The organism is Micromonospora sp. NPDC005298, from assembly GCF_040607375.1.
Lineage (GTDB): Bacteria > Actinomycetota > Actinomycetes > Mycobacteriales > Micromonosporaceae > Micromonospora.
The window spans coordinates 76,159-95,700 of record NZ_JBEXGP010000006.1 but is presented as its reverse complement, the minus strand read 5'-3'; the positions used below and the strand labels follow the sequence as shown (position 1 = coordinate 95,700).

Below are 19,542 nucleotides of genomic sequence, written 5' to 3'. Positions count from 1 at the left end.
TCGACCGCGTGCGGCGGACGTCCGGAGCCCGACAGGCCGGTCAGGCGCGCTTGCGACGGCGCTTGAGCAGGAGGAATCCCGCGCCGGCCGCCAGCAGGGCGGCACCGCCGCCGGCGGCGGCGAGCGGCAGGGTCGAGCGACCGCCGGCGGTGAGGTCCTCGGAGCCGGACTCGGGGACCAGTTCCGAGCCGTCGGTCGCGGCCTCGGTGTCGGTGCCGGCGCTCGCGCTGGGAGTGGGGGTGGGGGTGGCGGCGCTCGGGGTTGGGGTCGCCGACTTCGAGGGAGCCGCGTCGACCGCGGAGAGCGGGTCGCCGTTGAGCGCGATCTTGACCTTGGCCTGACCGCCGCCGGAGGAGACGACGGCGACGGACACCTTGCTGGCCTTGTCCGTCAGTTTCGTGATGGCGTCCGTGTTGGCCGGTGCGTTGTTGGCGGCCGTCTTGTTCGCCGCTGTGGTGTCGATGAGTGACGAGGCACCGTAGGAGCCCTTGGGAACGCGGTAGGCGTGCACGCCCTCGAGCTTCGCGTCGAAGTTGCCGGCCGCGTGGCGGTACTCGATGACGAGCCGGTCGCCGCCCAGGGCGATGTCCAGGGCGCGGGTCCCACTACCCTTGCCGTGCAGGGAGCGCAGCGTGTAGACCCCCGACTTGGTGACCTTGACAGACGCCCCGCCGGAGAGCCAGCCGGCACGGATCATTTCCGGTGCGGAGAAGCCGGCCGGCCGGTACCCACCGGCCATGATGCTCGTGTGGCTGGCGCCCGCCGACTTGCAGGCCCCCAGGTTGCCGCCGGGGCACTGGAGGCGACCCTGGTGTCCGAAACCCAGGTTGTGCCCGAGTTCGTGGCCGACGACGTCGATGCCACTGGCGGTGCCGTACAGGTTGATCCAGGTGGTCGGGCCGGGCAGGGTGGCGAGGCCGGCCCAGGGGCAGTTCGTCTTCTGTGCCGGGAAGACGATCGAGAGGCTTTCGTAGTCCTTGCCCGCGACCAGGCCCCGCTTGGTGAGTTCCTCCCGGGTCATCTGGTTGATCTTGCCCTGCGGGCAGCCGGCGGCGCTCAGGTTCAGCTTGATCGGGCCGAGGAACTGCTCCTTGACGGCGGGCACCAGCGTGTACTGCCCGCGCGACACCTCGGACAGGTACGACGCGGCCGAGTCGCTCTTCGTCCCAAAGTAGGTGTCCGGCGTGGACGCCTTCACCTTGTCCGGGAACTGGAAGGAGGCGTCGCTGAACTCCACCAGGACGGGGAGCATCTTCCTCTTCACCGGTGCGGCGGCCGCGGGGGTGCCGGGGAGCACGGCGGTGGCCAGCACGGCGATGCCTGTGGCCGCAGCGATACGGCCGAGGGCAGACAGCTTCATGGGGTCCTATTCCTTGAGGGGATGCCGGAGGGCCAGGGACGCCGATGTCCGTGGCCGCCCGGCAGCGTCGGGCCGCGTGGGGCTGAGGCGGCCGATGGCGAGGGGGTTCCTGCCGGTCTCGTGCGGGTTCGTGGCCGCAGGCGGGGCCGGGACGCCCGGGCCTATGACATCGTATGTCCGATGTCGTATGACCGTAGGGCGCATCGATGTGTCCGTCAAGCCGGCGGGGCGGTGGGGCGCTATCGTGCACCTCGTGACGCACGAACGTGAGCTGTCCTCACCTGTCGACCTGTGCCAACGGGACGGGCGGCTCAATCCCGCCGCGGTGGGCTGGACCCGCCGCCCCCTGCACACCGCGAACCTGCGCGGCTGGGGCCGGACCAAGCGATGGGAGTACTGGGGCATCGTGACCCCACGGCACATCGTCGGGCTGGTCGCCTCGTCGCTCGACTACGCCGGCGTGCACAGCGTCTACGTGCTCGACCGGGACAGCGGCACCGAGACCAAGGCCGACACGGTGGTGCCGTTGGCGCGCGGGACGGCGCTGCCGCCGCACTGCGGCGTGGGCGAGGCGGGCGCACGCGGCGGTGACCTGGTGATCCGGATCGCCCAACGCCCGGACGGCACCACCATCTCGGCGAGCGCCCCCGGCGTACGGCTGGAGGTGGACGTGCCGTTGCCGGCCGGCCACGAGTCGCTCGGGGTCGTCGTGCCGTGGAGCCCCACCCGATTCCAGTACACCGTCAAGGACGTCGGCCGCCCGGTGCACGGCACCCTCGACCTGCACGGCCGGACGTTCGAGATCGGCGGCCCGGACGCGTTCGCCGTGCTGGACCACGGTCGCGGCAGGTGGCCGTACTCGATCACCTGGAACTGGGCGGCCGGCGCGGCCCCGGGACGGGCGATCCAGCTCGGCGGCCAGTGGACCGACGGCACCGGTGTCACCGAGAACGGCCTCTTCGTCGACGGTCGGCTGCACAAGATTGGCGACGAGCTGCGCTGGACCTACGACCGGTCGGACTGGCTGCGCCCGTGGCGGATCAGCGGGGAACGGGTCGAGGCCGAGTTCCAGCCGTTCCACGAGAAGGTGGCCCGCACCAACCTGGGTGTGGTGGCGAACGAGACGCACCAGTGTTTCGGGCACTTCTCCGGCTGGGCGACGACCGACGACGGGACGAGGGTGAGCCTCGACGGGCTCGTCGGCTGGGCCGAGGAGGCGCGCAACCGCTGGTAGTGATGCCGGTCGAGGTCAGCGCGGCGCGGCCATCGGCTTCGTCGACGGCCCGAAGGCGGTCAGGAACCGGTCCCGGAAGGTGTCCATCGGCCACACCGGCGCGTCCGGTCCCGGGCGCAACCCGGACTGCCAGCCCCAGCTCCCGACCTGGTCCAGCACCGCCTGGTCGCGCGCGACGATGGTGATCGGCACGTCCCGGCTGGCCCCCTCGCCGCTGACCACCGGCGCGGGCTGGTGGTCACCGAGGAAGACCAGCACCAGGTCGTCGTCCCCGTAGGTCCGCACGTAGGAGATCAGCGTCTCCAGGGAGTACGCGATGGCCTGCCGGTAGCCGGCCCGCGCGCGGCCGGTGTCCTCGGCGTCGCCGCCGTCCTGCGCCGCCTGGCCGCGGTAGACCGAGCCGTCACCCACCTGGTCCCAGCCGATCATCCGGGGCACCGAGGTCCACGGGGAGTGGCTGGAGATCAGCGGTATCTCCGCCATGATCGGACGGTCCGCGTCGGCGCGTACCGTCCGCTGGAAGAACGACAGCGTGTACTGGTCGGGCATCGGCGCGTAGCTGAACTTCGGCCCCCGGTAGCCCATCGCCTCGGCGTCGTAGTAGCGGTCGTAGGAGAAGAAGCCCTGCTCCGGCCAGGGTTGGGTGGCCGCCGGCAGCACCCCGACGGTCTGCCAGCCGGCCCGGCGGAACGCGCCGTTGAGGGTCAGCCGGTCGCTGGCCAGCAGGCTGCGGTGCCGTTGCTCGTTGTCCGTCCACAGGCCCGACAGCAGCGTGTCGTGCGCCAGCCAACTGCCACCGCCGAAGGTGGGGGAGGTCAGGAAGCCGCTGCGGGCCCCGTACCCGGCGGCGCGCAGCCGTTCGGTGCCGCCGTCGAGCACCGGGTTGACCTGCGGCGCCAACTGCGGATGCTCGATCGCGGCCCGCCCGTAGCTCTCCACGAACGCGAGGACGACGTCCTTGCCGCGCAGGCCGGTGAGCAGGCGGTCACCCGGGACGTCCTGGAACGGGTCGGTGGCGATCTGGGCGGTGAACCGTTCGCGGTCCCGCAGCCGCGCGTCCACCTGTTCGGCGTGCGCGCCCACCAGCGCGGTGACCCCGGTGTCGGCCACCGGCACGCCCGGGACGATCCGTACGCCCGCGACGGCGCAGACCACCCAGGCCACGGTCAGCGCCGCCACCACCCGCGTCGCCCCCCGCTCGTGGTGGACCAGGAGCGCCGCCAGCCGCCGCAGCGCCACGGTTGTCACCAGCAGCAGCACGCCGATCAGAACGACAGCGCCGACGGCCGCGCCGACCGCTCCGGCCCGGCCGGCCGAGTCCCGGACGAAGCCGAACGCGTCGTCCAGCAGCAGCCAGTCCAGCACCAGGTCGAACGGCCGGTCCAGGGCCGTGCGGAACCCCAGGTCGGCGAGCTTGACGACGGCCAGCAGGCCGAGCACCGGCCCGACCACGACCACCACCACGCGCCGGGGTCGCGCCGGCAGCGCCAGCAGCAGCGCGGCGACGAGCAACCCCTCCAGCGGGATGCGCAGGAACGCGCCGGGCGTCAGCTCGCCGAGCCGGTCCGGGCCGGCGAGCACCGCGTATACCAGGGCGACCGCCAGCACCGCGCCCACCGCCCGCCGGACACGGCCGTGCCCCCCGGGGGTACGGGTGGACTCGTCACGGGTCACGGCGGAGCGCGGGCGCAGCCGGCCGGCCAACCGGCGCAGCCGGGCGGGAAGGGTCATCACAGCCTCCAGTCGGAGTGGACCGTACCGCCCGAGCGGGACGCCATCGCGCGCACCGGCAGCAACGGCGGCACGACGACAGGCGTGTGCCCACCCGAGGGCAGCAGCGGCAACGCCGCCGGTGCGCCGGCACTGACCCTCGTGGGGGCCGCCACGGGAACCGGCGCCGGGCGGGCCGCCGGGCGACGCCGCCACAGCCACGCCACGTCACGGCCGAACGACTCCACAAGCAGCGCCAACGCCGCCACCAGCACCAGCGTCGTGCCCGGCTCCGGCAGCACCCGGGCCGCCGCCACGGCCAGCAGGACGCCCTGCGCGGCGGCCACCACCTTGCGCCAGAACCGTGGCGGCAGCGCCGCGTCCAGCCACGGCAGCACCGCCATCGCCGCGACGAACGCGTACCGCATCGCGCCGATGGCCAGCACCCACCCGCCCTGCGACGACGCGACGTACGCGCTGAGCACCAGGATGAGGAACGCGTCGACCTCCATGTCGAAGCGGGCCCCGAGCGCGCTGGCGGTGCCCGTGCGTCTCGCCACCTGGCCGTCGACGGCGTCCAGGAGCAACGCCACGGCGCTCACCGTCACCAGCAGCGCCACCGGCGTGGGCCGGCCGAATGAGTCCGCCACCAGCGCGGTGACCACGCCGACCAGGACGGCCCGGGCCAGCGTGACCCGGTCGGCGGGGCCGAGACGCGCCGAGCCGGCGCGGCCCAGTCCGCGACTCAGCGCGAGGCAGCTGACCACCGCGTAGCCGGTCCCGAGCAGCCAGCCCGCACCGCCCAGCCCGACGGTGGCGGCCACCGCCGCCAGCGCGAGCAGTTGCGCGCTCAGCCCGATCATCGGACCACTTCGAACTGTGGGCACCGTACCTCCGTGTTTATGATCGACGACCCCGACAGGGAACACGGAAAACGTGGCCGTTCGGTTCGGCCGGGAGCAAAAGGTGAGGTGCGCGACGGTGATCCGCGAGGCGTACGCGTGCTGGGTGCGTGAGCCCGGCGCGGCCGAGATCCGGCCGGTGTCGCTGCCCGCGCCGGGCCCCGACGAGGTGCTGGTGCGGGCGCGCTACTCCGGGGTCAGCCGGGGTACCGAGACGCTGGTCTTCGCCGGCCGGGTGCCCCCCGACCAGTACGCGGCGATGCGCGCGCCCTTCCAGGAGGGTGACTTCCCCGGCCCGGTGAAGTACGGCTACCTGAGCGTCGGCGTGGTCGAGCAGGGCCCGGCGGACCTGCTCGGGCGTACCGTGTTCTGCCTGCACCCGCACCAGAGCGCGTACGTCGTGCCGGTCAGTGCCGTGGTGCCGGTGCCGGACGGCGTGCCACCCGCCCGGGCCGTGCTCGCCGGCACGGTGGAGACCGCCGTGAACGCCCTGTGGGACGCCGCGCCGCTGGTCGGCGACCGGGTGAGCGTCGTCGGCGCCGGCATGGTGGGCTGCTGCGTGGCGGCGCTGCTCGCCCGGTTCCCCGGCGTGCAGGTCGAACTCGTCGACACCGACCCGCGCCGCGCCGGGATCGCCGGGGCGCTGGGCGTCGGGTTCGCCCAGCCGGCCGACGCGACCGGCGACCGCGACCTCGTCGTGCACGCCAGCGCCACCGCCGCCGGCCTGCAACAGTCGCTCGACCTGTTGGCGGCCGAGGGCACCGTGATCGAGCTGAGCTGGTACGGCGACCGCCCGGTGCAGGTGTCGCTGGGTGGCGCGTTCCACTCCGGACGTCTGACCGTCCGCAGCAGCCAGGTCGGCATGGTGGCGCCGGCCCGACGGGGTCGGCGCAGCTACTCCGACCGGCTGGCGCTCGCCCTGGATCTGCTGGACGATCCGGCCTTCGACGCGCTGATCACCGGTGCGTCGCGGTTCACCGAGCTGCCCGACGTGCTCGCCGACCTCAGCACGGGCGACCTGCCCGCGCTCTGCCACCTCATCACCTACGACGACGGGGAGTGACCGTGTTCAGCGTGACCGTTCGGGATCACATGATGATCGCCCACAGTTTCCGGGGCGAGGTGTTCGGCCCGGCCCAGCGCCTGCACGGCGCGACGTTCGTGGTGGACGCCACGTTCCGCCGGCCCGACCTGGACGCCGACGGCATCGTCGTCGACATCGGCCTGGCCACCGAGCAGCTGCGGGCGGTGCTCGGAGAGCTGACCTACCGCAACCTCGACGACGAGGCGGCGTTCGCCGGGGTGAACACCACCACGGAGGTGCTGGCCCGCACCATCGCCGACCGGCTGGCCGAGCGGGCGCACGCCGGCGAGCTGGGTGCGGGCGCGCGCGAGCTGACCGGCCTCACCGTCACCCTGCACGAGTCACACATCGCCTGGGCCAGCTACGAGCGGTCCCTGTGATCGTCGCGGGCGGGACGGCGCCCGCCGGCGGGCCGGACACGACCGGCCGTCCGGTGCACGTCGTCCTGCCCGGCGACATCGACGACCCGGCGACGCCCAGCGGCGGCAACGCCTACGACCGGCGGGTCTGCGCGGGGCTCGACGAGCGGGGCTGGCCGGTACGCGAACACCCCGTCCCGGGGGCGTGGCCGCATCCCGCCGCGGCTGAGCGGGCGCGGCTGGCCGGGCTGCTCGCCGCCCTGCCGGACGACGCCGTGGTGCTCCTCGACGGTCTGATCGCCTCCACCGTGCCGGACCTGCTCGCCCCGCACGCCCGGCGGCTGCGTCTGGTCGTCCTGGTGCACCTGCCGCTCGACGACGAGGCCGAGGCCCGCGCGCTCGCGACCGCCCGGGCCGTCGTCACCACCAGCGAGTGGACCCGCCGGGCGCTGGTGGCCCGCCACCCGCTGCTCGCCGACCGGATCCGGGCCGCGCCGCCGGGGGTGGCGCCGGCGCCGCCCGCACCGGGGTCCGCCGCCGGTGACCGGCTGCTCTGCGTCGCGGCGGTCACCCGGCACAAGGGCCACGACGTGCTCGTCGACGCGCTGTCCACCCTGGCCGACCTGTCCTGGACGATGGTCTGCGTGGGCACGCTGGACCGGGAGCCGGACCTCGTGGGGCGGCTGCGCGCGCGGCTGGCCGGCGCGGGCCTCACCGAGCGGGTCCGGCTGGCCGGGCCGCTGACCGGTGCGGCGCTGGACGCCGCGTACGCCGCCGCCGACCTGCTGGTGCTGCCCTCGCGGGGCGAGACGTACGGCATGGTCGTCACCGAGGCGCTGGCCCGGGGCCTGCCGGTGCTCGGCACCGACGTCGGTGGTCTGCCCGAGGCGCTCGGTCACGCGCCCGACGGTGACCGTCCGGGGCTGCTGGTGGCCCCGGACGACCCGGGCGCGCTGGCCGGCGCGCTGGCCGGCTGGCTGGGCGACGACGCGCTGCGCGCCCGGCTGCGGCGGGCCGCCCTGGCCCGGCGCGACACCCTGACCGACTGGCCGGTGACGACCGCGTCGCTGGCCGCCGTGCTGGAGGAGGTGGCGGCATGACCGTCGAGGAGACCATGCCGTTCGCCGACTGGCTGCGGCTGCGCGAGCCCGCCGACGCGGCGGCCCGCTCGGCGGAGCTGCTGGACGTCGTCGTCCGGACCCGGCTCACCGGCGACCGTCCGACGGTGGTCCACGACCTGGGCAGCGGCACCGGCTCGATGAGCCGCTGGCTGGCCGCGCGGCTGCCCGGCCCGCAGCACTGGATCCTGCACGACCGTGACGCCGGCCTGCTGGCCCGTGCCGCCGAGGGCATGACCGGCGTGACCGCCGCCGACGGCGCGCCGGTCACGGTCAGCACCCGCTGCGGCGACCTCACCCGGCTGACCGCCGCCGACCTGGCCGACGGTTCGCTGATCACCGCGTCCGCGCTGCTGGACATGCTCACCGCCGAGGAGGTCGACCGGGTGGTGGACGCCTGCGTCGGCCGGCCCACCCTGTTCGCGGTCTCGGTGACCGGGCTGGTCCGGCTCACCCCGGCCGACCCGCTGGACGAGGAGGTGCGGGCCGCGTTCAACGAGCACCAACGTCGTACCGTCGACGGTCGTCGTCTGCTCGGCCCGGACGCCGCCGCCGTGACCGCCGCCGCGTTCGCGCGCCGGGGCGTGCGGGTGCGGGAACGGCCCAGCCCGTGGCGGCTCGGCCCGCAGGACGCCGACCTGGCCGCCGAGTGGTTCCGCGGCTGGCTCGGCGCGGCCCTCGCGCAGCGCCCCGACCTCACCGGCCCGGCCCGCGCGTACGCCGAGCGCCGGCTGGCCGACGCGGCCGCCGGACGGCTCACCGTGCTCGTCGAACACCGCGACCTGCTCGCCGACGGATGAACTGATCGCGCCCTGGGTACGTGCACTAGGGCAAGTGGACGATCTTCATGGGGAGGCCGGCGCCGATGGTCTGGGCCTGGGCACGAGTAGCCGGCGGGGTGGGTCTGCTCGCCGTCCTGCTGTGGCAGGTGGGCGGCGGCCCGTTCCTCGCCGGGGTACGCCTGATCGACGCGCCGGCGTTGGCCGCCGCGCTGGTCATCGGCGTGCTCACCACGGTCTGCGCGGCCTGGCGGTGGAGCCTCGTCGCCGACGGCCTCGGCGTGCGGCTGCCGTTGGCGACCGCCGTCGCGCACTGCTACCGGGCCGTGTTCCTCAACGCCACGCTGCCCGGCGGGGTGCTCGGCGACGTGCACCGGGCGGTGCGCCACGGCCGCGACGCCGGTGATGTCAGCCGCGGCATCCGCGCGGTGGTCTGGGAGCGGACCGCCGGCCAGGTCGTCCTCGTGGGTGTGGCACTGGTGGTGCTCGCCGCGTTCCCGTCGCCGGTGCGGTCGTACCTGCCGGTCGCCGCCGCGCTGCTGGTCGTGGCGGGACTGGTCGTCGTGCTGGCGGCGCGCGCCCTGCCGGACGGCGGCAGGTCGCGCTGGGTGCGGGCGCTGCGGACCGCCGTGGACGACGTACGGGCCGGGTTGCTGGCGCGGCGTACCTGGTTCGGGGTGGTGGTCGCCTCCGCCGTGATGGTGGCCGGTCACCTGGCCACCTTCCTGGTGGCGGCGCGGACCGCGGGCGCGGACGCCCCGCTGTCGCGGCTGCTGCCGTTGACGCTGCTCGCCCTGCTCGCGATGGGCCTGCCGTTGAACATCGCCGGGTTCGGGCCCCGCGAGGGGGTCGCGGCGTGGGCGTTCGGTGCGGCGGGGCTCAGCGCAGCCCAGGGTGTCGCCACCGCCACCGTCTACGGTGCACTGGTGCTGGTCGCGAGCCTGCCCGGCGCGGCCGTGCTGCTGGCCCGACGGACCCGGGATCCCCGCACCCGGGAAGCGACGTCCGGCGATGACTGTTGAGCCGGTTGTGAGACGGTACGCGTCACCGCGGGACGGTGACGCCGGACAAAGGAGTCCCATGCCCGAAGCATTGCCGGTCGCCACGATCCGTACCCAGGTCACGGTGCCGCTGGCGTTCCCGGACGGCTACGCCACGACCGTGCGGGTGTTCACCTTCAAGGGCCTCGTGGACGGTCGGGAACACCTCGCTCTCGGCCTCGGCGACTGGGCGGGGGCACTGGACCGCCTCGCCGCCGGTGGCGAGGCGCCGCTGGTCCGCCCGCACAGCGAATGCCTGACCGGCGACGTGTTCGGCAGCCAGCGCTGCGACTGCGGTCCGCAGTTGCGCGAGGCGGTGCAGCGGATCACCGAGACCGGCGGGTTCCTGCTCTACCTGCGCCAGGAGGGCCGGGGGATCGGCCTGTACGCCAAGCTCGACGCGTACGCCCTGCAGGACGCCGGGCTGGACACCTACCAGGCCAACGTGGCGCTGGGCCGGGGCGAGGACGAGCGGGACTACAGCTCCGCCGCGCAGATGCTGGCCACCCTGGGGGTGCCCCGGATCCGGCTGCTCAGCAGCAACCCGGACAAGGCGGAGCAGTTGACCCGCCTCGGTGTGGACGTCGCCGAGCGGGTGCCCACGAGTGTCTTCCTCTCCCCGGCCAATGCCGACTATCTGGCGGCGAAGGCGGCCAAGGCGGCGGAGACCGAGGCCGCCGAGGCTCTCGCGGGCCGGACTCCCGAGCGGCCCGACGCCCCGTGAACGGCCGGCCGGCGCGGCCGTACGTGCTGCTGAGTTGCGCCACCTCGATCGACGGGTACATCGACGACTCGTCCGAGCAGCGGCTGCTGCTGTCGAACGAGGACGACCTGGACCGGGTGGACGCGGTCCGGGCCAGTTGCGACGCGATCCTGGTCGGCGCCGGCACGGTACGGCGGGACGATCCCCGGTTGCTGGTGCGCTCCGCCGTGCGCCGGGCCGAGCGGGTGGCCGGTGGCCGGCCCGCCTCGCCCGCCAAGGTGACCTTGACCGCGCGCGGTGACCTCGACCCGACGGCCCGGTTCTTCACCGCGGGGGACGCGGCCCGGTTCGTCTACTGCGCCACGTCGGCGGTGGAGAAGACCCGGGAACGGCTGGAACGGGCGGCCACGATCGTCGACGCGGGCGAGCCGATCGACCCGGCGTGGCTGCTGGCCGACCTGGCGGCGCGGGGCGTACGACGGCTCATGGTGGAGGGCGGCGGGACGGTGCACGCCCAGTTCCTCACCGCCGGCCTCGCCGACGAGCTGCACCTGGTGGTGGCGCCGTTCTTCGTCGGTGACGGGCGGGCGCCCCGGTTCGTCGGCGAGGGGAGCTTCCCCTGGCATTCGGGCCACCGTGCCCGGCTGGCCGACGTCCGGCAGATCGGCGACGTGGTCCTGCTGCGCTACGCGCTGTCCGACCGCTTCGGCGAGGCCTGACGACGCCGCAGGAGATATGAGACCGCGCTGAGCCCGAACAGGGCGGCGCTGAGCAGGAGCCAGCGCACCAGGTACGGCCGCTGGTTCTGACCGGTGGCCGCCAGGTGGGTGGTCTCACCCAGGCGCAGGATGCCCGGGGAGTAGACCAGGAACAGCAGCGCCGTGCCGAGCGCCGGCGCCCGGAGGTGGTTGAGCAGCGAGACCCGGCTGTGGGCGAGCGCCCGCAGCCCGCGGTCGACGGCCGCGTACACCGGGAAGAGCACCAGGTCGTGGGCGACGACCGCGCCGAGGAACCACAGCAGCATCCGGCCGGCGGTCGCCTCACCGGCCAGCCGCAGCGCCACCCAGCCGGCCAGCACGAGGGCGGCCGTCACCACCACCAGGTGCCAGCGGCCGGCGCCGTATGCGGCGCGCAGCCGGGCGGCCCGCTCAGCCATCGGCCCGGTCCTGGAAGTCGATCTCGGCGACCCACTTCGTGCAGTGCACTCCGGGCAGGGCGGGAACGATGACCCGGGCCGGGTAGCCGTGGTCGGGGGAGAGGTCGACGCCGTTGACCCGCAGGGCGAGCAGCGCGTCCGGATCGCCGACCTGGTTGGACGCGAGCACCGCCGTGCGGAACAGGCCGGCCCGCTCCAGCGACGACACCCGCGCCGAGGCCGGGTCGGCCACGCCGGCCCGGGCGGCCAGGTCCCGCAGCCGTACGCCGGTCCAGGTCTGCCGGGTCGACCAACCCTCCACGCAGGAGATCGGCAGTGCGGCGGTGTGCTGCGCCATGGCCAGCAGCGCGGACCGGTCCAGGGTCACCGTCCGGCCGCCGCCGCGCAGGGTGAGCCGCCAGTCGGCGCCGGTCTGCTCGGGGCGTACGCCGGCGGCGGCGACGGTGCGGTTGACCGGGAAGCCGTTCGGTCCCGGGCCGGGCTGTCGGCCCCGGGGCAGCAGCAGCGCGGTGCGGCGCAGGGGACCGTCGAGGCTCTGCCCGATCGTGAGGACGGCCAGCAGCAGCACCCCGCCGCCGACCAGGCCGACGGCGCCGCGCCGGCTGACGGTGGCCGGCCCGGGTTCGGTGGCGACCAGTCCGTCCGGGTCGGGTGGCTCGGGTCGGGTGTCGGCGCGTGGGGTCCGCAACTGCGCGCCGAACGGGCGGGACCGCAGCGCGGTCACCAGTCGGGGGAACTTGATGACCACGTGCGCCACGAACGCCCCGGTGAAGATCCAGGCGCCGAAGTAGTGGGCGGTGTAGAAGTCGAACCCGAACAGGTACGAGTACTGGATGTTGAGCAGGCCGGTGGCGATCTGGAAGAGGATGCCGCCGACCAGCAGCAGCAGCGTGAGCCGTTCCAGCGCCTGGGCCACCGAGCGGACCGGCGGCCAGTCGAACAGCTTCGGCAGCACCGACCACAGTTTTCCCAGCACCACCGGGACGAGCACGATCCCGAGCGTCACGTGCAGACCCTGGGTGACCCGGAACAACCAGGACGGCCGCGTCGGCCAGTCGAAGGCGGGCAGCCGCAACCAGCCCACGTCGGTGGGGAACGCCTGGTCGAACTGGGGACCGTAGGCGGCGTAGTCGAGCAGCCCCGTGACGATCACCAGGGGCAGCGCGACAAGCAGCGCCGCGCCGTACACGGCGGTGAGCCAGGGGCCGCGCAGCGGACTGCGCCAGCTCCGCTCGATCGTGTCCACCCCGGGTGGTTTCGGAGGCACCGCCACTCCTTCCTGACCGCCGTGTCCGGCGGTGGGACGCACTGCGGGCAGGCTAAACCGCACGGGTACGCCCGGGTCGGGTTTGCCGCATTACCGAACGCTTACCGGGCGGCCAGCTGTTGTGAACTCCTTACGGGTCGGGCGAACCGGCCCACCGGGCGCGCGTCCGGCCTACCGTGACCGGATGCGGGTACTGGTCACCGGCGCGGCCGGGTTCATCGGATCGCACGTCGTCGACCTGCTCGTCGAGCAGGGCCACGACGTGCTGGGGTTGGACGCGCTGCTGCCCCAGGCGCACGGCGGGGAGTTGCCCGACTGGTCGCGCCGGCACGACGTGGTGCGCGGCGATGTCCGCGACCGCGCTCTGCTGGACCGGCTGCTGGTCGGTGTGGACGCGGTCTGCCACCAGGCGGCGATGGTCGGGCACGGTCTGGACCCGTCGGACGCCCCCGACTACGTCACGCACAACGACTACGGCACGGCGGTGCTGCTGGCGGCGTTGCACCGTGCGGGGATCGGCCGGCTGGTGCTGGCCAGCTCGATGGTGGTGTACGGCGAGGGGCGGTACACCTGCGCCGGTCACGGCACGGTACGCCCCGCGCCCCGGCGGCCCGAGGACGTGGCGGCCGGCCGGTACGACCCGACGTGCCCGCACTGCGACCGGGGCCTCGACCCGGCGCTGGTGCCCGAGGACGCTCCCCTGGAACCGCGCAGCACGTACGCCGCGAGCAAACTCGCCCAGGAGCACCTGGCGGCGGCGTGGGCGCGGCAGACCGGCGGCGCGGTCTGGGCCTTGCGCTACCACAACGTGTACGGCCCCCGGATGCCCCGCGACACCCCGTACGCGGGAGTGGCGTCGATCTTCCGGTCGGCGTTGACGGCCGGGGAGGCGCCCCGCGTGTTGGAGGACGGCCGGCAGCGACGTGACTTCGTGCACGTCACCGACGTGGCGCGGGCCAACCTGCTGGCCCTGACCGGCACCGCACCGCCGGCCGCCGGCACGCCGGTGAACGTCTGTTCGGGCGAGCCGCACACCGTCGGCGACCTGGCGGTCACCCTCGCCGAGGCGATGGGCGGTCCGGCGCCCGAGGTGGTCGGCGGCGCGCGGGCGGCGGACGTCCGGCACGTGGTGGCCGATCCGCGCCGTGCCGCCGATCTGCTCGGCTTCACGGCTCGGGTCGGCTTCGCCGAGGGGGTGGCCGGCTTCGCCACCGACCCGTTGCGCGAACCGGCCCGCTTTGTTCCCGTGGGGCGGCGCGGCTAGGACACCGTCCAGATGAGGTGGTTGACAGCCAGTGCGGTGACGGCCTGGCCGGCCAGCCACCAGCGCGTCGACCCCTGCGGCAGCCGGGCGGTGGCCACCAGCAACCAGACGACGAACGGCAGCCAGATCCGCTCCACCTCGGCCTTGCTCAGTCCGGACAGGTCCGCGCCGAGCACCGCGACCAGGGCCGCCAGCGGCAGCAGCACGGTCGGACCGGCGTCGCGAAGGGCCGCGACCACCCGGGTCGTCAGCGGTCCGCGCGTCGGCCGGCACGACCGGGCGGCCGACACCGTCCGGCGCAGCGCCGGCCCGAGCACCGGCCCGGCGCTGAGCAGCACCGCGGCCAGGTTGGCCCACACCCAGTAGGCGTACGGGCGGTCGGCCGCCCAGCCCTGGTAGTACCGATCGACCACCCGCTCGTAGCCGACCCACCACGAGAAGCCGGCCGCGACGAAGACCGCCGTCACGGCGGCCACGCCGGCGCCGGCGGCGAGCAGGGCGCCCCACCGGTGGGTACGACGCAGCGCCAGCACCGTCAACGCCAGCACCCCGACCAGCAGGAACCCGTACGAGAGGTGCAGCGCGAAGCCGAGCGTGATGCCACCGGCAGCGGCGGTTGCCCGGCCGCGTACCGCCAGCAGGGCCAGCCCGGCGGCGACGACGGCGGCGAAGATCCCGTCGGCGGAGGCGCCCACCCAGACCGCGCCGGGCAGCAGCACCAGGAACGGGACGACCGCGCGGGCGGCGTCGGGTGCGCCGAGAGCCCGCAGCGTCACCGGCACCGACACCGCGACCGTGGCGCCGAGCAGCACGCACGCCAGCGCGGCGGCGGTGCCCCCGCCGAGGCCGATCCGGTCCAGCCCGACGAAGATCAACAGCGCGCCCGGGGGATGACCGGCGGTGTGGGTGGACCAGGAGCCCGATTGAAAGTCCACGATCCGGTCCGTGAACCCGGCAAGCATCGCCGGGATGTCGGTGACCCCCGGAACCTCGTGCAGGTACTCGGCCTGCGGCGTGAGCCGCTGCGCCAGGCCCGCCGACCAGCCGTCCACCAGGGCCAGCGACAGCGTCCACGCCACCGCCGTCAGCCACGCGGCGCCCAGCAGGGCACCCCAGCGGGCGGTGCGGGCCCACCGCGCGCCCCAGCCCACCACCGCGACCGCGACCAGCAGCGCGAGCGGGCTGCCCCAGCCGACGTGCGGGCGCCACGTCCCGTACAGCGGGGCCGCGTCGGCGTGCAGGCCGGCGCCGCGCGCGTTCAGCACGGCACCCACCACCACGGCCGTGGCGAGCAGCGCCGCCTCCACGCCCAGCACCAGCAGGTCGCCGGAACTGCGGCGCAGCGGCGTCCGCCCGGCGGCGGTGGGGGCGGCGGTGGTCGAGGTCATGACCACCGGACGGTACGGCGACAGTCGACCCTCGCGCCGTGGAACCGCCGGCCCGTCACCGGACGGTAAGAAATGTCCAGGTGGTAAGGGTTCGGTAAGCACATTCCGACCTCCGCCCACCGGGTGCCGTCCTAGCGTCGGCGGTATGGCGACTCAGATCGACGTGGTGCTGCCCTGCCTGGACGAGGCGGCCGCCCTGCCCGGCGTCCTCACCGCGCTGCCGCCCGGCTACCGGGCCATCGTGGTGGACAACGGCTCCCGGGACGGCTCGCCCGAGGTGGCCGCCCGGCACGGCGCGTACGTGGTCCACGAGCCCCGGCGGGGGTACGGCGCGGCGGTGCACGCCGGCCTGGAGGCCGCCGACGGTGACCTGGTGTGCGTCCTGGACGCCGACGGTTCGTTCGACCCGGCCGAGCTGCCCGCGCTTGTGGCGCCCGTCGCGGCCGGCGCCGCGGACCTCAGCGTCGGTCGGCGCCGGCCGGTCGGCGCCGGGGTGTGGCCGTGGCACGCCCGCGTCGGCACCGCGCTCGTCGCCGCGCTGCTGCGCCGCCGGGGCGTACCCCTGCGGGACCTCAGCCCGATCCGGGTGGCCCGCCGCGACGCGCTGCTCTCCCTCGGGGTCACCGACCGTGCCTTCGGCTACCCCCTCGAACTGCTGATCCGGGCCGCCGCCGCCGGCTGGCGGATCCACGAACTGGACGTCACCTACGCGCCCCGGGCGGCCGGGACCCGCTCCAAGGTGTCCGGCTCGGTCCGGGGCACCCTGCGCGCCACCCGTGACTTCGCGGGCGTGCTGCGGACCGTGGACGGCTCCCGGTGACCGTCCTGCTGGTGGTCGCGAAGGCGCCCGTGCCCGGGGCGGTGAAGACCCGACTCTGCCCGCCGGCCACCGCCGAGCAGGCGGCCCGGATCGCCGCCGCCGCGCTGCGCGACACCCTGGACGTCGTGCGCGCCACGCCGGGCGTCACGCCGGTGCTGGCGTGCGCGGGTCGACTCACCCAGGGGCAGGACGCCGCCGCGTTGACCGCCGCGCTCACCGGGTGGGAGGTGCTGGGCCAGCGGGGCACCGGCCTCGGCGACCGGCTCGCCAACGCGTACGCCGAGGTCGCCGAGGCGTACCCGGGTCGGCCGGTGCTCCAGATTGGGATGGACACCCCGCAGCTGACCCCGGCGCGCCTCGCCGCCGCCGTACGCCGGCTGGGCGCCGCCGACGCCGTCCTCGGCCGGGCGGCCGACGGCGGCTGGTGGTCCCTGGGGCTGCGCGACCCGCGACACGCCGGCGTGCTGCGCGACGTGCCGATGTCGACGCCACGCACCGGCCGGGACACCTGGGCCGCGTTGAGCGGACGAGGGCTGCGCACCGCGCCGCTGCCCGTGCTGCGCGATGTCGACGAGTGGTCGGACGCCCTCGCGGTGGCGGTGGAGGCGCCCGAGGGCCGGTTCGCCCGGCAGGTCGCGGCGGTCCGCCGCACGCTGGTGCCGGGGGACCGGCGGTGAACCCGGTCGACACGGCCGCGCGGGTCGCCGTCGTACCGGAGCCGACGGGAGGCGCCGGCGCGGACGGGTTCGCCGCCGTGCTCGCCGACCGGGCTGCCGACCGGCGGTGGCTGCTGGACGGCGACGGCGTGCGCAGGGCCCTGCCGGTGGGCCGTTGGCACGGTGACGCCGAGCCGGCGGTCGCCGCGCTCGTGTCCCGCTGCGCCGGGCCGACACTCGACCTCGGCTGCGGTCCGGGCCGGCTCACCGTCGCGCTGACCCGGGCCGGGCTCACCGCGGTCGGCGTGGACGTGTCGGCGACGGCCGTGCGGCTCACCCGTGCCCGTGGCGCGGTGGCGCTGCGCCGCGACCTGTTCGGTCCGCTGCCCGGCGAGGGCCGGTGGGCGCACACGGTGCTGATCGACGGCAACATCGGCATCGGCGGTGACCCGGTCGCCCTGCTCCGCCGGTGCCGGGACCTGCTGGTGCCCGGGGGCACCGTGCTCGTCGAGCTGGAGCCGCCCGGGGCCGGCCTGTGGCAGGGCCAGGCCCGGGTGGCCACCGCACACGGGACCGGGCGGCTGGTGCTCGGCCCGGCGTTCCGCTGGGCCCGCCTCGACGTACGGGCCGTGCACCCGGTCGCCGGCGCGGCGGGGTTCGTGGTGCGGCACCTGTCCCGGTGGGGCCGGCGCTGGTTCGGCGAACTGACGCCCCACCGCTGACGGGCCGCCTCTCAGGCCGCCGGGAGCTGGACCACGAATCGGCAGCCGCCGACCACGTTCTGCACGTCCACCCGGCCACCGTGGGCCTCGACCAGCCCCCGGACGATCGCCAACCCCAGCCCGCCGGAGCCCTCCCCGCCCGAGTCGGGCGTACGGGCCGGCTCCCCCCGGAACGCCACGTCGAACAGCCGGGGCAGGTCGCCCTCCGGGATGCCACCGCAGGTGTCGGCGACCGCCAACCAGGCGGCGTCGCGTTCACGCCCGGCGTCCACCCGGACGGTGCCGTCGCTCGGGGTGTAGCGCACCGCGTTGAGCAGCAGGTTGCCCACCACCCGGGCCAGTTCGGGCTCGCTGGCCAGCACGGTGGGCCACCCCGACTCGGCGGCCACCAGCCGGATGCGCCGTGCCTCGGCCAGCGGCGCGGCCCCGGACAACGCGTCGGAGACCACCTCGCCCAGCGGCACCGCCGCCATCGTCAGCCGCAACGCCCCGGCGTTGATCCGGGACAGCTCGAACAGGTCGTCGACGAGGCGTGTCATCCGGTCGGTCTGCGTGCGGATCCGCCTGTGGTACTCGGCCACCGTCGCCGGATCGTCGACCACCCGGTCCTCCAGCGCCTCGGCCATCGCCCGCAGCCCGGCCAGCGGCGTGCGCAGGTCGTGCGACACCCAGGCCACCAGGTCCCGGCGACCCTTCTCGACCCGCCGCTCCCGCTCGCGGGCCTGGTCCGCCCAGACCGCGGCCGTGGCCAGCCGCCGCCCGAAGTACCAGCCGACGGCGAGGCTCACCGACGCCGCCGCGGCGACGGTGAGCAGGACGACCTGGAGGTCGTGCGGGGACAGGAACATCGCCCGGGCGACCACCACGACCCCGGCGACCACGGCGGCGACGGTGATGGTGAGCAGGACGCAGACGTGCACGGTGATCGACCGGTCGCGCAGCAGCCGCAGGGTCAACGCCCCGAGCAGACCCACGCCGAGGGCCGCAGCGAGCGCCGCCGCGAAGATCAGCGCCAGGTCACGCATCGGCCGGCTCGTACCGGTAGCCGACGCCCCAGACCGTGACGATCCGGCGCGGCTCGGCCGGGTCGTCCTCGATCTTCTCCCGTAGCCGCCGCACGTGGACGGTCACCGTGGACTCGTCGCCGAAGTGCCAACCCCACACCCGTTCCAGCAGCTCGCTGCGCCGAAAGGCCCGACTGGGGTGCCGCATCAGGTGCGCCAACAGGTCGAACTCCCGCACCGTCAGGGCCAGCTCGCGCCCATCCAGTCGGGCGGTCCGCGGCCCCGTCGCTACCTCCAACCCGGCGTCGGCCAGCAGCTCGGCCGGCGGTCCGGATGACGGCTCGCCGGCTCGGCGCAGCACCGAACCGACACGCAGCACCAACTCCCGAGGGGAGAACGGCTTGCCCAGGTAGTCGTCGGCGCCCAGTTGCAGGCCGAGCACCCGGTCCGCCTCGTCGCCGCGCGCGGTCAACATGATGATGGGTACGCCGTCCGGCCGCTCCCGCAGCCGCCGGCACACCTGCAACCCGTCCAACCCGGGCAGCATCAGATCAAGCACCACCAGATGCGGCGCCCGGTCGCGGACGGCCGCCAGGGCGGCGAGCCCGTCCCCGACGTGGCTCACGTCGTACCCGGCGTGCTCCAGATAGCGGCAGACCACGTCGCTGACGGTCCGGTCGTCGTCGACCACGAGCACCCGCTGCGCCACCGGCCACCTCCCCGGCCAGCCTAGCCAGCCTCGACGGGGTCGACGACGGCGCAGATCTTGCGGTCCTCTTACGTCCCGCCGCTCGACAGGGTGGCCGCGCGCGACCGGGGATGGGATCGCGTGTACACGACGTGGGAGACGGGGGCCCACGGGCCGGAGCGGTTCTACCTGACGCTCGGTTTCCACCCGACCGGGGAGACCAGCGGTGGCCAGATCGTCGGGGTGCGGCAGCTGACCGAGTGATCAGCCGGGCGGCGTGGCCTGCGT

The 19,542-nt window shown here is 75.0% G+C and carries 19 protein-coding genes and 2 pseudogenes; 13 read left to right on the top strand and 8 right to left on the bottom strand.

Annotation, left to right across the window (positions count from 1 at the left end; genetic code table 11):
• Positions 1–40: 40 nt before the first annotated feature.
• Entirely contained in the window at positions 41–1,360 is a 1,320-nt protein-coding gene (locus ABZS77_RS13655; RefSeq protein WP_354822186.1) for a hypothetical protein, read from the bottom strand.
• Positions 1,361–1,613: 253 nt separating this feature from the next.
• On the opposite strand from ABZS77_RS13655, the gene ABZS77_RS13650 reads away from it, so the two are divergent.
• Entirely contained in the window at positions 1,614–2,594 is a 981-nt protein-coding gene (locus ABZS77_RS13650) for a DUF2804 domain-containing protein (RefSeq protein ID WP_354822183.1), read from the top strand.
• A gap of 15 nt (positions 2,595–2,609) precedes the next feature.
• On the opposite strand, the gene ABZS77_RS13645 is transcribed toward ABZS77_RS13650, so the two are convergent.
• Positions 2,610–4,325, bottom strand: coding sequence for a sulfatase-like hydrolase/transferase (locus ABZS77_RS13645; RefSeq protein WP_354822180.1), 1,716 nt, complete (start codon positions 4,323–4,325; stop codon positions 2,610–2,612).
• A 182-nt stretch (positions 4,326–4,507) separates the two neighbouring features.
• A pseudogene (locus tag ABZS77_RS13640) lies at positions 4,508–5,167 on the bottom strand (CDP-alcohol phosphatidyltransferase family protein); the annotation flags it as partial.
• A gap of 118 nt (positions 5,168–5,285) precedes the next feature.
• On the opposite strand from ABZS77_RS13640, the gene ABZS77_RS13635 reads away from it, so the two are divergent.
• From ABZS77_RS13635 to ABZS77_RS13605, 7 genes are read left to right on the top strand one after another with little or no spacing between them, the layout of a single operon-like run.
• Complete coding sequence (locus tag ABZS77_RS13635) at positions 5,286–6,269, top strand: NAD(P)-binding protein (RefSeq protein ID WP_354822452.1); 984 nt, start codon at positions 5,286–5,288, stop codon at positions 6,267–6,269.
• A 2-nt stretch (positions 6,270–6,271) separates the two neighbouring features.
• The gene (locus ABZS77_RS13630; protein ID WP_354822177.1) at positions 6,272–6,670 is read left to right on the top strand and encodes a 6-carboxytetrahydropterin synthase; all 399 of its coding nucleotides are present in this window, start codon (positions 6,272–6,274) and stop codon (positions 6,668–6,670) included.
• Positions 6,670–7,749 carry a glycosyltransferase family 4 protein gene (locus tag ABZS77_RS13625; protein WP_354822450.1) on the top strand — a complete coding sequence of 360 codons (1,080 nt, stop codon included), beginning with the start codon at positions 6,670–6,672 and terminating at the stop codon, positions 7,747–7,749. The genes ABZS77_RS13630 and ABZS77_RS13625 overlap by 1 nt, the downstream gene beginning before the upstream one ends.
• On the top strand, positions 7,746–8,567 hold the full coding sequence (locus tag ABZS77_RS13620; protein ID WP_354822174.1) for a class I SAM-dependent methyltransferase: 822 nt from the start codon (positions 7,746–7,748) through the stop codon (positions 8,565–8,567). The genes ABZS77_RS13625 and ABZS77_RS13620 overlap by 4 nt, the downstream gene beginning before the upstream one ends.
• A gap of 47 nt (positions 8,568–8,614) precedes the next feature.
• Positions 8,615–9,568: a lysylphosphatidylglycerol synthase transmembrane domain-containing protein gene (locus tag ABZS77_RS13615; RefSeq protein WP_354822171.1), complete on the top strand. Its 954-nt coding sequence runs from the start codon at positions 8,615–8,617 to the stop codon at positions 9,566–9,568.
• A gap of 58 nt (positions 9,569–9,626) precedes the next feature.
• Positions 9,627–10,310: a GTP cyclohydrolase II gene (gene ribA / locus ABZS77_RS13610; RefSeq protein ID WP_354822168.1), complete on the top strand. Its 684-nt coding sequence runs from the start codon at positions 9,627–9,629 to the stop codon at positions 10,308–10,310.
• Positions 10,307–11,008: a dihydrofolate reductase family protein gene (locus ABZS77_RS13605; RefSeq protein ID WP_354822165.1), complete on the top strand. Its 702-nt coding sequence runs from the start codon at positions 10,307–10,309 to the stop codon at positions 11,006–11,008. The genes ribA and ABZS77_RS13605 overlap by 4 nt, the downstream gene beginning before the upstream one ends.
• On the opposite strand, the gene ABZS77_RS13600 is transcribed toward ABZS77_RS13605, so the two are convergent.
• Both ABZS77_RS13600 and ABZS77_RS13595 read right to left on the bottom strand, forming a co-directional pair.
• Positions 10,975–11,445 (bottom strand): hypothetical protein, encoded by a 471-nt coding sequence (locus ABZS77_RS13600; protein WP_354822162.1) that lies wholly within the window; start codon positions 11,443–11,445, stop codon positions 10,975–10,977. The two genes, ABZS77_RS13605 and ABZS77_RS13600, sit on opposite strands and share 34 nt — an antisense overlap.
• Positions 11,438–12,676 (bottom strand): annotated as a pseudogene (locus ABZS77_RS13595) (molybdopterin-dependent oxidoreductase); the annotation flags it as partial. The gene ABZS77_RS13600 and the pseudogene ABZS77_RS13595, both read right to left, overlap by 8 nt.
• A 220-nt stretch (positions 12,677–12,896) precedes the next feature.
• Here ABZS77_RS13595 and ABZS77_RS13590 point away from each other — a divergent pair.
• Complete coding sequence (locus ABZS77_RS13590; RefSeq protein ID WP_354822159.1) at positions 12,897–13,976, top strand: NAD-dependent epimerase/dehydratase family protein; 1,080 nt, start codon at positions 12,897–12,899, stop codon at positions 13,974–13,976.
• Here the strand turns inward: ABZS77_RS13590 and ABZS77_RS13585 are convergent.
• Positions 13,973–15,364, bottom strand: a complete 1,392-nt coding sequence (locus ABZS77_RS13585) for a hypothetical protein (protein ID WP_354822156.1) — start codon at positions 15,362–15,364, stop codon at positions 13,973–13,975. The two genes, ABZS77_RS13590 and ABZS77_RS13585, sit on opposite strands and share 4 nt — an antisense overlap.
• 145 nt (positions 15,365–15,509) lie before the next feature.
• Between ABZS77_RS13585 and ABZS77_RS13580 the strand changes: the two genes are divergently transcribed.
• From ABZS77_RS13580 to ABZS77_RS13570, 3 genes are all read left to right on the top strand, one after another.
• Positions 15,510–16,184 carry a glycosyltransferase family 2 protein gene (locus ABZS77_RS13580; protein ID WP_354822153.1) on the top strand — a complete coding sequence of 225 codons (675 nt, stop codon included), beginning with the start codon at positions 15,510–15,512 and terminating at the stop codon, positions 16,182–16,184.
• Positions 16,181–16,861: a DUF2064 domain-containing protein gene (locus tag ABZS77_RS13575; protein ID WP_354822150.1), complete on the top strand. Its 681-nt coding sequence runs from the start codon at positions 16,181–16,183 to the stop codon at positions 16,859–16,861. Before ABZS77_RS13580 ends, ABZS77_RS13575 begins: the two co-directional genes overlap by 4 nt.
• Before the next feature lie 77 nt (positions 16,862–16,938).
• On the top strand, positions 16,939–17,562 hold the full coding sequence (locus tag ABZS77_RS13570) for a class I SAM-dependent methyltransferase (RefSeq protein ID WP_354822448.1): 624 nt from the start codon (positions 16,939–16,941) through the stop codon (positions 17,560–17,562).
• An 11-nt stretch (positions 17,563–17,573) separates the two neighbouring features.
• On the opposite strand, the gene ABZS77_RS13565 is transcribed toward ABZS77_RS13570, so the two are convergent.
• Together ABZS77_RS13565 and ABZS77_RS13560 are read right to left on the bottom strand one after the other, a co-directional pair.
• Positions 17,574–18,587 (bottom strand): HAMP domain-containing sensor histidine kinase, encoded by a 1,014-nt coding sequence (locus tag ABZS77_RS13565; protein ID WP_354822147.1) that lies wholly within the window; start codon positions 18,585–18,587, stop codon positions 17,574–17,576.
• Positions 18,580–19,275, bottom strand: a complete 696-nt coding sequence (locus tag ABZS77_RS13560) for a response regulator transcription factor (protein ID WP_354822144.1) — start codon at positions 19,273–19,275, stop codon at positions 18,580–18,582. Before ABZS77_RS13560 ends, ABZS77_RS13565 begins: the two co-directional genes overlap by 8 nt.
• A gap of 120 nt (positions 19,276–19,395) precedes the next feature.
• On the opposite strand from ABZS77_RS13560, the gene ABZS77_RS13555 reads away from it, so the two are divergent.
• Complete coding sequence (locus ABZS77_RS13555; protein WP_354822141.1) at positions 19,396–19,518, top strand: hypothetical protein; 123 nt, start codon at positions 19,396–19,398, stop codon at positions 19,516–19,518.
• Positions 19,519–19,542 lie beyond the last annotated feature (24 nt).